The organism is Paenarthrobacter sp. Y-19 (assembly GCF_029223985.1).
In the GTDB taxonomy this organism is placed as follows: Bacteria; Actinomycetota; Actinomycetes; order Actinomycetales; family Micrococcaceae; genus Arthrobacter; species Arthrobacter nicotinovorans.
Window position 1 is genome coordinate 4086171 of the sequence record NZ_CP119414.1, and the last position, 14621, is coordinate 4100791.

12 protein-coding genes are annotated in these 14621 nt (G+C 63.7%); 1 reads left to right on the forward strand and 11 read right to left on the reverse strand.

Annotated elements, in window-relative coordinates:
- Positions 1–9: 9 nt before the first annotated feature.
- From PYR64_RS19260 to PYR64_RS19280, 5 genes are all read right to left on the reverse strand, one after another.
- On the reverse strand, positions 10–699 hold the full coding sequence (locus PYR64_RS19260) for a response regulator transcription factor (protein WP_018778518.1): 690 nt from the start codon (positions 697–699) through the stop codon (positions 10–12).
- Positions 696–1985 carry a histidine kinase gene (locus PYR64_RS19265; RefSeq protein WP_039243532.1) on the reverse strand — a complete coding sequence of 430 codons (1290 nt, stop codon included), beginning with the start codon at positions 1983–1985 and terminating at the stop codon, positions 696–698. Before PYR64_RS19265 ends, PYR64_RS19260 begins: the two co-directional genes overlap by 4 nt.
- Positions 1986–2011: 26 nt before the next feature.
- Positions 2012–2911: an ABC transporter permease gene (locus PYR64_RS19270; protein ID WP_018778516.1), complete on the reverse strand. Its 900-nt coding sequence runs from the start codon at positions 2909–2911 to the stop codon at positions 2012–2014.
- A 5-nt stretch (positions 2912–2916) separates the two neighbouring features.
- Positions 2917–3858, reverse strand: coding sequence for an ABC transporter ATP-binding protein (locus PYR64_RS19275; RefSeq protein WP_018778515.1), 942 nt, complete (start codon positions 3856–3858; stop codon positions 2917–2919).
- Positions 3859–4011: 153 nt separating this feature from the next.
- Positions 4012–5517 (reverse strand): bifunctional phosphatase PAP2/diacylglycerol kinase family protein, encoded by a 1506-nt coding sequence (locus tag PYR64_RS19280; protein ID WP_039243533.1) that lies wholly within the window; start codon positions 5515–5517, stop codon positions 4012–4014.
- Between the two features lie 55 nt (positions 5518–5572).
- Between PYR64_RS19280 and PYR64_RS19285 the strand changes: the two genes are divergently transcribed.
- The gene (locus PYR64_RS19285) at positions 5573–6277 is read left to right on the forward strand and encodes a phosphatase PAP2 family protein (protein ID WP_275777086.1); all 705 of its coding nucleotides are present in this window, start codon (positions 5573–5575) and stop codon (positions 6275–6277) included.
- Here PYR64_RS19285 and PYR64_RS19290 read toward each other — a convergent pair.
- The 6 genes from PYR64_RS19290 to PYR64_RS19315 form a co-directional block, all read right to left on the reverse strand.
- Positions 6222–7409, reverse strand: coding sequence for an MFS transporter (locus tag PYR64_RS19290; protein ID WP_189076453.1), 1188 nt, complete (start codon positions 7407–7409; stop codon positions 6222–6224). The two genes, PYR64_RS19285 and PYR64_RS19290, sit on opposite strands and share 56 nt — an antisense overlap.
- Entirely contained in the window at positions 7406–8173 is a 768-nt protein-coding gene (locus tag PYR64_RS19295) for a DeoR/GlpR family DNA-binding transcription regulator (protein ID WP_275777088.1), read from the reverse strand. Before PYR64_RS19295 ends, PYR64_RS19290 begins: the two co-directional genes overlap by 4 nt.
- A gap of 476 nt (positions 8174–8649) precedes the next feature.
- Complete coding sequence (locus PYR64_RS19300; RefSeq protein WP_055976759.1) at positions 8650–10332, reverse strand: ATP-binding cassette domain-containing protein; 1683 nt, start codon at positions 10330–10332, stop codon at positions 8650–8652.
- Between the two features lie 68 nt (positions 10333–10400).
- Positions 10401–11657, reverse strand: coding sequence for an FAD-dependent oxidoreductase (locus PYR64_RS19305; RefSeq protein ID WP_064722365.1), 1257 nt, complete (start codon positions 11655–11657; stop codon positions 10401–10403).
- A 15-nt stretch (positions 11658–11672) separates the two neighbouring features.
- On the reverse strand, positions 11673–13652 hold the full coding sequence (locus PYR64_RS19310; protein ID WP_275777092.1) for a penicillin-binding transpeptidase domain-containing protein: 1980 nt from the start codon (positions 13650–13652) through the stop codon (positions 11673–11675).
- Between the two features lie 118 nt (positions 13653–13770).
- Positions 13771–14199 carry an NPCBM/NEW2 domain-containing protein gene (locus PYR64_RS19315; RefSeq protein ID WP_275777094.1) on the reverse strand — a complete coding sequence of 143 codons (429 nt, stop codon included), beginning with the start codon at positions 14197–14199 and terminating at the stop codon, positions 13771–13773.
- Between the last annotated feature and the right edge of the window lie 422 nt (positions 14200–14621).

A 14621-nucleotide genomic window follows, 5' to 3' on the forward strand; every position in this document is an offset into this window, starting at 1 on the left:
CCCACCGCATCAATAGTCCGGGTTGCTCGGTACCACCAGTCCGGTCTCGTAGGCGTAGACAACCACCTGCACGCGATCCCGCAGCTGCAGCTTGCTCAGGATCCGGCGGACGTGCGTCTTGACAGTGGCCTCGGAGAGGAAGAACTTATGGGCGATCTCCGCATTGGACAGACCCTCGGCGATGGTCGTGAGGATTTCGGTTTCGCGCGGCGTGAGTTCACCAAGCAAGGGATCCCGGTGGGGTGCGGGCGAATGGCCCGGCACTGCACCGCCCCGGACATACGTCTCCAGGAGCCGCTGCGTTACACGCGGGGCGACGACGGCGTCGCCGCTCGCCACGAGCCGCACCGCATGGACGAGCTCCACGGGCGCAACATCCTTGAGGAGGAAGGCAGAGGCTCCGGCCTGCAAACCGGTGAAGGCGTACTCATCGAGGTCGAACGTGGTCAGGATGATGACCCGCGCTTCCGAACCTGAATCGGAGATACGCCGCGTTGCCTCGATCCCGTCCATGGTGGGCATTCGGACGTCCATCAGCACCACGTCAGGTTGCAAGGCTTCGACCTGGCGGACGGCTTCAGCGCCATCGGACGCCTCGCCCACTACATGGAAGTCTTCTTCGCCTTCCAGAATGAGTCGGAAGCCCATCCTGAGCAGCGGCTGGTCGTCCACGAGCAGCACTTTGATGTCATTGGTCATGATTCCCCCTTGTCGCCGTTCCAGTGGAGGTCGGCGTGGACCGCCCAACCGCCTCTTTTGCCTGGACCGGCAGTAACGATTCCAGCATAGATTCCAGCGCGTTCATTCATTCCGGCAATGCCCAGCCCTGTGCCCAGGCTGCCAATCGATTCGCTGCCACCGTCCCTGGTTCCGCGTCCGTCGTCGAGGACATCAATGGTGACCACATCGCCGTCGCGGGCCACCTGGACGTCCACCCGGCTCAACGAGCGTCCGTAACGCAACACGTTGGTCAGGGATTCCTGCACGATCCTGTAGACGGTGAGCTCGAACGCCGGGTCGGCCGGCAACGCCGGCCCGGTGTGCGCATAATGCAATGGCAGGCCGGCCGTGCGGAAGCCCTCCAGGAGCTTGGCCAGGTTGTACCCGGACTCAAGCGGCGTGAGCGGGGCCGGCCGGCCTGAATCATCACGTAGAACCCCCAGAACACGCCGCATATCCGCCAGGGCGGTGCGTCCGGTCCGCGAGAGTTCGCCAAGCACCTCGCCGGCACGTTCCGGATCCTTCTTGACCACAACTGCCGCACCATCCGAAAGACTGATCATGACCGTCAAAGAGTGGGCGACGACGTCGTGCATTTCGCGGGCGATGCGGTTGCGTTCGGTGACCTTGCCCAGCCGCGTGGTCCGGGCGGCCCAGGCAGCGATCTCCGCTTCGTGTTCCCGTCGCTGGCGAACCGAAATGCCAATGCCCGTGGCCAGCAGGTTCGACAACATGATGGTGACCGCCGTGGCGATGTTGTTGATGAGGTGGAAATTCTCCGGAACGTCCTGAAGCGTGTCCATCTGGGCCGGGCTAGTCCACATGAACAGGTAAAGCAGGCTCAGGGGCAGGCTTGCGGCGATAAAGACCGCAAACGTGATCCCGCGCTTCCGGAGGGAAGCCACCGCATAAAGGGCGAACCACAGGCCCGCCGAAACGTTGGAGCCCCAGGGGTTCAGGATGGTCGCCGAGATTTCCAGCAGGGCCACGGCCAGGACCACCTGGAGCGGGAACTGCCTCCTGAAGACCAATGCCAAGGCAATAAGGAGCAGTATGGCCACCACGAGCCATTTGCCCTCACCGATCGAGGCGACGATGGTGGGCAACGCCAACAACACGTAGCAAAGCACCACCACGGCGTCCATGGCACGGGGACGCGTGAAGAAGTACCGCCGGATCCTGCCCCGGCGGCGTTGGGCAATTTCAGCGAAGGACGCGTCGGCCACGGCGGCCGGCGCGTCCTTCATCTGTGGAGCTTCAGTCATGAATTGAGCCTAGAGGGCACGTCGGCCTAGACGTCGCGCTTCTTGATCACGATGATGGCCGGAATCAGGAAGACCAGCACGTAGCCCAGGAAGATCAACCCACCCTGCCACGGGTCGATGACGCCGTCGGTGTGACCGATGGAAAGGAACCTGCCACCAGCCTCGCTGGGAATGTACTGCGGCACGTACTTCCAGAAGTCGCCCGGCACCAGTGAGAGGAAGCCGGATGCGATCGACAGTACGAAGAACAGTGCGACAAGTACGGTCACGCCACCGGCCGAGTTGCGCAGGAGGGTTCCCAACGAAAGACCGATCAAAGCTACGCCGGCAACATACAGGCCACCGGTGAAGATGCTGTACAGGACACCGTCAGTGGACCACGTCAGATCAATATCCAGGCCCTGGAAGACGGGCATGGCGATGAGGAATGTCAATACGGCGGCAATGGTGGTGATGACGTAGGAGAGGACCACCAGAAGCAGCGCCTTGGCCGCGAAGGCCGGAATGCGCTTGGGAACTGCGTTCATGGTTGAACGGATCATGCCGGTGGCGTACTCGGACGAAATGAAGAGCACGGCCAGCGAGCCAAGGACCAAGGTGCCGATCTGGATGCCGGCATTGGGCAGGTTGTAGAGGTCGAATCCGGACCCCGGCGGGAAGGATTTCGTCAGCATCTCGCCGGTGACGGGCTGGCCGGCATCCTTGGCCTGCTTGATCATCTGATCAAGGAAGGTGAAGCGGATCAAAACGGCAAGGGCACCCACGCCCACTGTGGCAATAAGAGTCACAGCGAGCAGGATCACGGTGGACGTCAGTGAGCGGAGCTTGATCCACTCCGACTTGACTACTCCCCCAAAAGTAACGCCGCGGACCCCGGCCGATGCGTGGGCCGGTGCTTTGGTGCGGTTTTCAGTCATGGTGCTCATTGTCCTTACTTTCCTTCCGGGGCGGCAGAGACAGGCTCACCGGACATATGGGATTGGTACTCCACTTCGTCCTTGGTGAGATTGAAGTAGGCATCTTCCAGCGAGGAAACCTGCGGCGTCAGTTCGTAGACCAGCACGTTGTTGTCCAGGGCAACCTGGGCGATCTCACGCGGTTGCAGACCCACCACTTCCAGGGTCTCCGTCTGGCTCTGGTCCACCCGGACACCGTCTCCCACAAGCAAGGCCGACAGCTGGCTGGCAGCCGAGGTGCGAACCAACGTTTTGGCCTGCTGGGCTCCGGCGATGATGTCCTGCACAGGAGCATCCGCGATGATCCTGCCCCGGCCGATCACAATCAGATGGTCGGCGGTCTGCGCCATTTCGCTCATCAAGTGCGACGAAAGGAAAACGGTCTTGCCCTGGCTGGCCAGGTACTTGACCAGATTGCGCACCCACAGCACACCTTCAGGATCGAGTCCGTTGACGGGCTCGTCGAGGATGAGGGTCTGAGGGTCACCGAGGAGTGCGGCCGCGATGCCGAGACGCTGGCCCATACCCAGCGAGAATCCTCCGGCCTTCTTCTTCGCCACGGCACCGAGTCCGGTCATCTCAATGACCTCGTGAACGCGGGCGGTAGGAATGCTGTGCGTTGCAGCCATGGCCAGCAGGTGGTTGTAGGCACTGCGGCTGGTGTGGACAGCCTTGGCATCCAGCAAGGCACCTACCTGGTGCAGGGGAGCCTTGTGCTGCGCATAGTGCAGGCCGTTGACCGTGACGTCGCCCGATGTGGGAGAGTCAAGCCCCATGATCATGCGCATCGTGGTGGACTTGCCGGCACCGTTCGGGCCCAGGAAGCCCGTCACCCGTCCAGCCTGGACAGTGAAACTGACACCGCCGACGGCAGTTTTTTGGCCGTAGACCTTAGTCAGGCCCTTTGCTTCGATCATGGAAGCGTTCCCCTCCTCGGAGCACATAAATGTGCAGGTGAGTTTTGAATGTACTCACCACGCTACTCAGGGAGGCCGCCCAAATCGCCTGTCTCAGGGATGATTCAGGGTTCAGTCAGGGTAGTCCTACCGGATGACCCCGGTCAGTCCGCTTCAGTCAGCCACCGGAAGCGACGAGTACACGCGCAGGACGCGAGGCTTCACCGTGAAGGTAGCCGAGCGGACTCCAGGCGTAGGTTCACCGTCGACGGCCAGCACCAACGGCTGCCCAATGGCTTCGACGGTAATCTCTGTAGCCTCGGCAAGGTGGGTGACCTTCGAGGCCGACACGGTGCCGGTAACGACGGCCCACAGCAAACGCGCACGTGCGAATGGTTCGTCCGCCGTGATCATGCGGAGGTCGAACACACCATCATCAAGCACAGGGCGGCGGATGGGCGCATGGTCGCTGGGATAGAACCTTCCCCTGCCCATGTAGAGAATCCAGAGCTTGTGCTTTTGTCCGTTCACCGTGAGCGTGGTGGGGGAATTCACGCCGAAGGTCCGGAGCGATGCCACCACACTGGCGAGCGGCTTGCCCATGGCCGGCTGCAGGCGCTCACGCCGCCTGACCAGATTGGGGTACACGCCCACACTCGCCGTATTCAGCATGGCCAGCTCCGAGGTCTCCGGCTTCTCAGCGAGCCCGCGCTGGACAACAACATGCCCCAGGTCCACGGACGCTGCGAAACCATTGGCCAAGGCGTCCAGGACGTCCTCGATCGAGCGGGCGCCGAGATCGCGCGCGAAGTGATTCAGCGTCCCTCCCGGCAGAACCGCCAGAGGCAGTGAATGTTCGACGGCGGCAGCAGCAGCCGCCCCCACGGTTCCGTCGCCGCCCCACACACCCAGCGCTACGGTTCCGGGCCGGGTTGCTGCGGCCTTGACCTCTTCGGCGACATCCTCCCCTTCGGAAATCTCTCGTATATACGCCTTGGGGAATACTCGTCGCAGCAGCTCTCCGGTTTCGGGGGAGTAGGACCCGCCCAGGACGTTGACCGCGATACTCAGCCCCTCGCCGTCGTGAATTGCCGGAACCTCAGCGGGGGTGCGGCGGGGAGTCGGCTCCGCCGGGCGGGCAGGCCACCACTTACGCGTGAGAAATGCGGCGCCGGCACCCAAAGCCGAGCCAAAGACGACGTCGGATGGCCAGTGGGCACCCGTGTGCACCCGCGAGTAGGCCACCCCCACGGCGATGGGCGCCAATGCAACCCCTATCGCAGGCGAGACGATTCCTGCGCCCACCGCGAAGGCCACAGCGGACGCAGAGTGGCCGGATGGCATCGAAGAGCTTGTGGGCTGCGGATTCACGAACCGGAACAACGGCAGATGTTCAGGAAGCGGCCGCCTGCGGGGCAAAGCCCGCTTGAAAATGACGTTGGTAACGCCGGAAGCAACACCCAGTGCGAGCAAGCCATGGAGCGCGGCCCTGCGGGGTTTCCCTGGAACCGTCGCCATGATCCCGGCAATGCCGAACCACAGCTTGCCTTTCGTCGCCGCGGACGAAAGCCGCCGGAAGAAGACGTCATGGTCGCCCTGCGGTTGCCGGGAAACAGCCCGCACCAGGAAGTGGTCGAGTTTGACAACACGTTTGGGACCTTTGCCCACGAAGCCTCGCATCCCTTCACAGTATCGCCTGCCGGTACTGCAGGGCCGCCATGGCTACGATGAGTTGATGATTCGCGTCCTGACTCCCCGAAAGCAACCGGACTGGAAGCTGCTTGCCCCTGGAATATTGCTGCTGTGTGCGTTTGTGGTTCCGGGAGTCATGATCCTGGCAGGACAGGGCCAACCTGCCTTCAACAGCGTAGACACCTGGTGGCAGGCCTTCTCCTTTACGTTGCACTCTCCCTTCTGGGATGGCGTCAACGGGATCCTCAACTGGGTGGGCTACGTGGGGATGCTGTCGGCCCAGGGAGTGCTGGCCCTCGCCTTGGTGGCTTGGAAACGACCGGTGACGGCGTTATTCGTTGCGGGCTCCGGAATAGCCACACTGGCGCTCACCCAGCTGGCCAAAGTCGTAGTAGGCCGGGAAAGGCCGGTAGGGGCCAAGGTCCTCACCGATACCGGTTCATACCCTTCCGGGCATGTATCCGCCACCACCGCCTTCCTGGTGGTTCTGGCTGTCCTCGCCGGCCGTTGGTGGATGACGACATTGGCCGCGTTGGGCATCATCGCCATGATGATCAGCCGGACGTACCTCTCCGCGCACTGGCTGAGCGATGTCCTGGGCGGTGCCTGCCTGGCCGCCGGCTTGGTGCTCTTGGCTTGGTGGCGATTCCAGGACGTATGCATTCGGGAGAATGCTTCGTTGGATGGCAGGACTATTTGGGCGGCAAGGGCTTCGCGACACCGGCAAGCAGGAGAGCCAGCAGAATAGGCGCCCCAATGGCCAGCAAGGCCAGGTGGATTCCTGTTTGGTCTCCCAAGTAGCCCAGCAGCGGCGGTCCTGCCAGGAAGGCAATGTATCCGATGGTGGAAACTACGGAGACCCTGGCAGCGGCGTGTTTGGGATCATCGGCAGCCGCAGACATACCCATGGGGAAGGCCAGCGCCGCCCCAATGCCCCAGAGAGCCGCGCCGACTCCGGCCAAAACCACGTTGCCCGCAAATACGAACAGGGCCAGGCCCAAGGCGGCTGCGGCCATGCTGGCGCGGAGAACGGCTACCCGGCCAAACTTGTCGATCGCCTTGCCGCCCAGGAACCGCATGATGGTCATGGCCAGGACAAACAGGGCGAACAGCAAAGCGCCGGTGGACTCTGAAGCACCCAGCCCGTCCACCGCTGCCTTGGCGATCCAGTCATTGCCCGCACCCTCGGTGAGCGTGGCACCCAGGACCACGACGCCGATCAGCAGCGTCCTGCCATCCCGCCAAGCCGTGGGACCCTTGGCGGCCGGCCCGCCGCCGTCGTGAATTTCCACCGCTTCATGCGGCAAAAAGTACTTGGGGACGGTCAGGGCCAACGCGACAGCGACGGCGGCGATGACCAGCAAGTGCTCGGGCAGGCCGACTCCCAGTTGGGACAACCCCGCACCGATCAGCGCGCCGAGGAAGGCCCCGCCGCTGAATGCCGCGTGGAACTGCGGCATGATGGTCCGCTCTAGCCGGTGTTCGACGTCGGCGCCTTCAATGTTCTGGGCTACGTCCCACAGGCCAATGCCGATGCCGAAGAAGAAGAGCGCTACGGCTGTGGCCGGCACGGACGCGGCCATCAGGGAGAACGCAATTGCCGCACCCGCGGCTCCTGCCACGATGCCGGCCAACCGAACCGTGTTCGCCGTGCCGATCCGGCCCACCACCCAACCCGCAGAAGGCAACGCCAGCAACGAGCCAACCGCGGTGCAGAGCAAGAGCGTGCCCATCTGGCCGGACGTGAGGTTGAGCGCTTCGGTCACAGCCGGAATGCGGGCTGCCCAACTGGCGAAGACCAGGCCGTTCATGCCGAAGATCAAGAACGTCGCCACTGCCGCGGCCCTGACGTTGGTGGTGCTTCTGGTGTTGGTGGTCATGCAATCACAACTTCCACGGAGAGTTTGTTGAGCTGGGCAAGGTCTTCGGGGGATGGTTCCAGGTCCGTCACGATGACGTCCACGCTGTCCATCGCGGCAACCAGGGCCCTGGCGCCGGCATTCCATTTGCTTCCCGCGGCCGCGACGATCACGCGCGACGCCGACTCCAGACCGGCACGCTTCACGGCGGCGTCATCGAGGTCGTGAGCCAGCAGGCCGTCTTTGAGGTTGAGCGCGCAAGGGGTTACGACGGCGGCGTCGAACCTAAGCGAGCGGACGTTGGCTTCCGCCATGGGTCCCCTGAAAGACTGCTCACCCGGGGTGAACCGGCCACCTGGGAGGATGAGTTCAGGAGCCCGGCCCTCCGAGGATTGCGTGAGGGCTTGGACGCCGTGCAAGGACATCGGCATGACCGTGAGCTCTCGTGTGCTGAGCCGGCGTGCGATTTCCGTGGCAGTGGATCCGCTGTCCAGCCACACGTGTTCGCGATCCCTGATGAGTCCATCCACGGCTTTGGCTATGCGGGCTTTGGCCTCGTGGTCCTCGAGTTCACGCTGCCCGTAGCCGGGGTTCTCTCCACGGGCCAGGAGGCTGCGGGCACCCCCGTGCACTCGCTTGAGCACACCGTTGGCTGCCAGGATCTCGAGGTCGCGGCGGATGGTCGCCCCGGAAGCTCCGGTGGTTGAGACCAGTTCGTCGACGGTTACTTCTTCTTGTCCGCGCAGCAGTTCGGCGATGAGCCTGTGGCGGTCAGTGGTTCCCATGCCTCCACGGTAGCAGGGCTGTGCTCACTTAATCATGTCAAGTGATCATTTGCGCACAAACCCTCGCTCACATCCCACACCCTTCAACCCAACCCTCCCTCACATCCCACACCCTTCAACCCAACCCTCACCCACACCCCACACCCTTCAACCCAACCCTCACCCACACCCCACACCCTTCAACCCAACCCTCGCTCACACCCCACTGCCTTCAACCCAACCCTCGCTCAGTGACCACCCGTTGGTGATCGGGTAGCGGCCAACTAGGAAGCCAGCTCAAGCTCTCGCGCCGGGACGTGAGCAAGCGTCCACCCGAAAGGCTCGTTACGTGAACAAGCGTCCACCCGAAAGGCCTGCTACGTGAGCGAGCGTCCCCCCGAAAGGCGCGGAACGTGAGGAAGCGTCCGCCCTAAAGGCGCGGAACGTGAGCGAGCGTCCCCCCCCGAAAGGCGCGGGACGTGAGGAAGCGTCCGGTGTCAGCGGGCGCGCTCTACCCGCTTTTCGTCCCACACGGGCTCTTCGGATTCGTACACCTTGCCGTCGGACCCGAAGATCAGGAAGCGGTCGAAGGACTTGGCAAACCAGCGGTCGTGCGTGACGGCCAGGACGGTTCCCTCGAACGCGTCGATGGCACGCTCCAAGGCTTCGCCTGAGTGGAGGTCCAGGTTGTCCGTGGGCTCATCCAGCAGGAGGAGCGTGGCACCGGACAGCTGGAGCAGCAGGATCTGGAAACGTGCCTGCTGGCCACCGGACAAGGACTCGTATTTCTGCTCCGACTGACCCGCCAGGCCATAGGAATCCAAGGCTCCCGCTGCAGCCTCACGCGGAAGGCCCGAACGGTGTTCGTCGCCGCGGTGCAGAATTTCCAGCAACGTCCGGCCCAGCAGATCCGGACGGACATGCGTCTGGGCGAAGAACCCGGGCCGGATGCGTGCCCCCAGTTTCACCGACCCTTCGTGCGGGACTTCCGCGATGACGACGTCGGACACCGGCAGGTGCTCGCGCTCCGGGTCGGTACCCCCGGTCGCGAGAAGACGCAGGAAGTGGCTCTTGCCCGAACCGTTGGATCCCAGGACGCCCACCCGGTCCCCGAACCAGATCTCCGTGGAGAACGGCTTCATGAGCCCGGTCAGTTCCAGCTTCTCTGCAACGACGGCCCGCTTGGCCGTGCGGCCACCCTTGAGCCGCATCTTCACGTTCTGCTCGATGGGCAGGGCCTCCGGCGGCCCGGCCTCCAGGAACTTCGCAAGGCGGGTCTGAGCCGCTTGGTATCTGTTGGCCATGTCGGAGCGGAAAGCCGCCTTGTTCTTGTACATGTTGACGAGTTCCTTGAGCTTGATGTGCTCCTCGTCCCAGCGTTTGCGGAGTTCCTCGAACCGGGCGTTACGGTCTGCGCGCGCTTCGACGTAGGAGCCGAAACCTCCACCGTGGATCCAAGCGCCGGCACCGTTGATGCCCGGCTCCAGTGTCACGATACGGCCGGCGGCGTTGTTGAGAAGCTCGCGGTCGTGGCTGATGAAGAGCACAGTCTTCTTGGACTCGTTGAGCTTGCCTTCCAGCCATCGCTTGCCGGGCACGTCAAGGTAGTTGTCCGGTTCGTCCAGGAGCAGGAGCTCGTCCGGCCCGGCGAACAGCGCTTCCAACACCAGGCGCTTCTGCTCGCCGCCCGACAGCGTGGAAGCACGGCGGAACTGGGCTTTGTCGAAGGAAATCCCCAAAGCGGCCATGCACACTTCGTCCCAGACGGTCTCGACGTCGTATCCGCCGGCATCGCCCCAGTCCACGATCGCCTGCGCGTACTTCATCTGCGTGGGTTCGTCGTCGTGCTCCATCATGGCCAATTCGGCTTCTTCCACCGCCTTGGCTGCTGCTGCGAGCCCGGCCTGCGCAGTGGAAACCAGGAGGTCGCGGACGGTGGATTCGTCGCGGACCTGGCCCACGAACTGCCGCATAATGCCCATGTTGCCCGAGCGGCCCACGGCACCTTCATCAGGAGTGAGGTCTCCGGCGATGATCTTGAACAGTGTGGTCTTGCCTGTTCCGTTGGGTCCGATCAGCGCCGTTTTGGTGCCGTCGGGGACCTTGAAGGTCACACCGTTGAGCAGCTGGGTGCCGTCGGAGAGGAAGTAGTCGATGCCGGAAACGTCAATATGGGCCACGTTTCAATCCTCCCACGCCGGCGTATTAACGCCCGACGGCGGCAATTGGCTTGGGCGTCGACGCAGCGCTACGGCTTTCGCCGGGCAAAGTCCGGAGCATGCTCGGGGCGCGGTCCAAAGGCGATCATGCGGGCGGGAAGCTTGGGAAAACCGCGCAGGTGCCGGGCCATCAGGACCAGGATCCTGGGTGGCTTGGGCTGTTTGCCGGCCATCACCCGGGCAAAGATGGCGCGATGCAGCACCCGCTGGAACGTCTGGACAATCACGGTGGGCAGCCAACGCCGCTTCTGGACGGCGGCGAGGTGGCCGTCGTCGAGTGTTCCACTGAGCAGCGGTGAGGCAATAAAGCGCGCTGCCGCCACGGCGTCCTGCACCGCGAGGTTGATTCCCACGCCTCCGGCCGGGGACATGGCGTGCGCGGCGTCGCCAATCAAGAGCAGGCCCGGCTGATGCCAGCGGGCCAAGCGGTTGAGCTTCACATCCAGCAGGTGAAGCTCGTCGACTGACCTGATGGTGTCTACGCGGTCGGCTAGATCCGGCCGCAGCCGCGCAACCCTGGCCCGGAAGGCTTCCACGCCCTCAGCCCGGAGCTGGGGATCCAAGCCCTTCGCGGCCAGATAGGCGATCTGGTGGTAGTCCTTGCGGGTGAGGCTCAGCAGGACGTCGGAGCTGCCGAAACGCGGCGCTATGGATGCCACTGGCTCATCCTCGTCGGCCGTGCGGGGGAGCCGGAACCACCAGGTGTCGAACGGCACCGGGTATTCGTGGGGAGCCAGTCCGGCCCGCTGCCGCAGCACCGAACCCCGGCCATCGCACGCCACAGTCAGGGTGGCCATCAGTTCGCCGCTGTCCAGCGGGGAGCCGGTCAGCGGGTCCCTGGTCCGGTACGCCACACCCGTCACTGCCCCCGAAGAGTCCCGCAGCAGGTCCGTGACCTCGGTATTCATCCGCAGCGTAAAGGTGGGTTCCTGCCCGGCAGCTGCCACCAGGAAATTAAGCAGGTCCCACTGGGGAACCATCGCCACATAGTTGTAGGGCTCTTTAAGGAGTCCGAAATCGGCCAGCACCACCGAGCGACCCCCGGCAACAGGCAACCGGAAGTTCTCCAGCCGGCTCTGCGGCAGGGCCCTGAAGCCTTCTCCCAAACCCAACTCGTCCAGGAGCCGGACGGTGGACGCATGGACCGTGTCGCCCCTGAAATCCCGGAGGAAGTCGGCGTGTTTTTCCAAGACAGTGACTTGCACACCGGCCCGGGCAAGCAGCAGCCCCAGCATTATCCCGGCCGGACCTCCGCCGACCACCACACACTGGGTACTGCCTGTCATGGGTTCTCCTCCGGATCAGCCCGCCGCGGTCAGGAACGTTTTCAGCAACGGCCCACTGGTGGTGGCACCCAGTCCGCCGTCTTCAACAAACACGGCAACCGCCAGGTCCCCGTGGGTGGCAACAATCCACGCGTGGGTCTTGGGCGGGTTGTCATTACCGAATTCGGCGGTGCCCGTCTTTGCCCCGACCGGTGCACCCGGCACTGCGGCAAGGAAACCGGCGTGGCCCGAGGTTACTACCGCCCGCATCATGTCGGACAGGGCAGCCGATTCCTCCTTGGTGATCGGCTTGGTGGATGCCGGCGAGGCAGGCAGCGCGCTGGCCGTCGCGGAGTCCGGCGACGGCGTGGCGGAGCTGCTTTCCGTGGGAGCGGCCGTGGAGGTGGTGGCCGGCACGGCGTCGGCATTGAGCACCAGTTGCGGTGAGACGGGGGCACCGTTGGCCACCGAAGCTGCCATGACAGCGGCCGAGAGGGGCGAGAAGAGCACCTTGCCCTGGCCAATCATGGAAGCGGCGTGCTCCGTACCCTCAGCAGCACTGGGAACGGAACCCAGGAACGCGTCAGCACCGAGTTTGGGGGCTTCAACAGCCACACCAAGAGCCTGGGCCGCGGATTCCAACTGGTCCTGGCTGACGGTGTCACGGGCGTTGATGAAGGCAGTGTTGCAGGAGTGGGCAAACGCATCCCTCAGGGCAACTGAACCCAGCGAGCTTTCAGGATACCCCTCCGCGTTCTTGAAGGTCCGACCGTCAACAGTCAGCGTCGGCGGGCACTCGACCTTGGAATCGGGGGTTGCGCCGTTCCGGAACATCGCCAGGGAGTCAACAATCTTGAAGGTGGATCCTGGCGCGTACTGGCCCAGCATTGCAGTGTTGTAGCCGTTGCTCCCCGGCCCGGAGGCGGCGGCGAGCACGGCGCCCGTGGAGGGTCGGAGGGCAACTATGGCCGACGCCGGGCCAACGCCAGCAAGGGTTTCCTCGGCCAGTTGCTGCAGTTTCAGGTCAAGGGTTGTCTTGAGGGTGGTACCGGGAGCGGGGAGGGACGAAAAGAACACCTTGGTGCCGGGCGTTTCCCCTTCAGCTTTGGCCTCGGTGCTCGCAATGACCTCAACACCGTCCTTGCCGCGGAGCAGGGTGTCGTACTTCTGCTGCAGGCCGCCGGTTCCCGTGGTGTCACCGGCACGCAAGGCGCCGTTGGACTTTTCAATCTGCTCCGCGCTGGCCTGGCCAACGCTTCCGAGCAGTGCACGTGCAAAGGTCCGCGTTGGTGCGAGGGCCATCGAATCCAGGATGCTGGCACCACCGGGAATGGCCTTGATCTTGGCCTCCGTGATATCCGTCGTGTAAGCCCTGAGAACCAGTCCTTCCACAAATGCCTGCGGGCCGGACGCAGCAACTTGCTTGGCGTATTCCTCAACGTCCAAGCCCAGCAGGGCAGCCATCGCACGCGCTGAAGCATCCGCTTGTTCAGCTGGAATCTTGGTCTTGTCGATGCCGACCCGGAAGACGGGCCGGTCCTCCACAATAGGGGCATCCCCGGCGCCCAGGATCTGGCCGCGCTGGGCAGGAACGGTCTTGACGGAAAGAGTTTCGCCATCGGAAAGCTCCGGTGCCAGCAGGGCGGGGCTCCATTGAACCGCCCACTTGTCACCGGACTTCTTCAAGGTGGCTTCGGAACTGTACTCCCACTTGGCCGAGCCGATGTTCCAGCTGTAGTTAAGAGGGAAAGTGGCGGTGTCGCCGTCGAGCTTGACGTCACCGGACTGCACCGACGGCTTGGCGTCGAGTCCTTCGAAAACTGCCTTGAGCTGGTCGTTGGCCGCGGCAGCATCCTTGCCCTCAACGGCGAGCTGGCCGACGTCGAGCGCCGACAGCGAGGAGGCGAGCTGCTTGGCGGCTCCCTCAGCACCCGAACGGCCGTCGTCGCAAGCGGTCAGCGAGCCTGCCAGCACAATCGTGGCCAGACCAAGAATCAAAGTACGTGTTTTCCCCATTTGCCACATTATGCCCGGTTCCCCTGACACTTTCTTGTCATGGCCGGCAGCCGGACGGCCGCCGCCTGCCACCCCGGGGAGGAGCGGCAAGCGACGGCCGTCTGTTTGCAACGTCAGGCTAGGGAGCGCAGGTGAACTTTGCATCACCCCAGACACCATGTGCTCCATTGATGGAACCGGACGGGTCAACGACCAGCTCCACGTAAGCCGCGCCCGTCAGGTCAACGGACACCGACTCCGGAGCAAACCCCGGCGTATAGGTGCGCGACTGGTACTTGTTCACCCCGTCGGCGTTGACCTTGAAGATGATGTTGCCGCCGAAGCCGCTTTCAAGGCCCACCTGGGACGTAAATGAAGTGCACTTGCCACCCAGGTAATAGGTGATCTTGGAGGCAGCGTGGACGCCCAGGCCCTTGGAGAAAACGGGTTGCTGACCGGTGGCGGGATCGGTGTAGTTGATGGCCAGCGCCTGTCCGGGGACGACGCGGAGTCCTTGTTGGCCACGTTCTTGCCGATCACCCCGTAGCCGTTGAGTGCCTGGACCCACGGCGTTTCCGAGGCGTACACCGCTCCATGCGGTACGTCCGGCAACGGCTGCGAGGTGACTTTCCAGTCGAAGAACTTCACCCGGGTGTCGGTGGGCAAGGTGACGGAGGCCAGTTCCTTGGTGGGGTTGAGCCGGACCGTGTTGGAGAATGCCTGGTACTTGTATTGCGTGTACTCCGGCGACGGACCGTTGGCGTTGTTGCGGCCTTGTTCGGATACCGCGAGCAGGGCGCCATTCAGTACTGAGGGCTGCAGCCAGTTCGGGAAGAAGATGGACTGTTTCTCCGTGGATCCGTCAGCGTACGTCAAGGTCAACGTGGGGCTCGTTCCATTGCCCACCGCGGCCGATCCGAGGACAGCCAAGTGCGTTCCCTTGCCCTTCACGGCGATGGTCTGCGCGGACAGCGCCACCGAGTTGGGAAC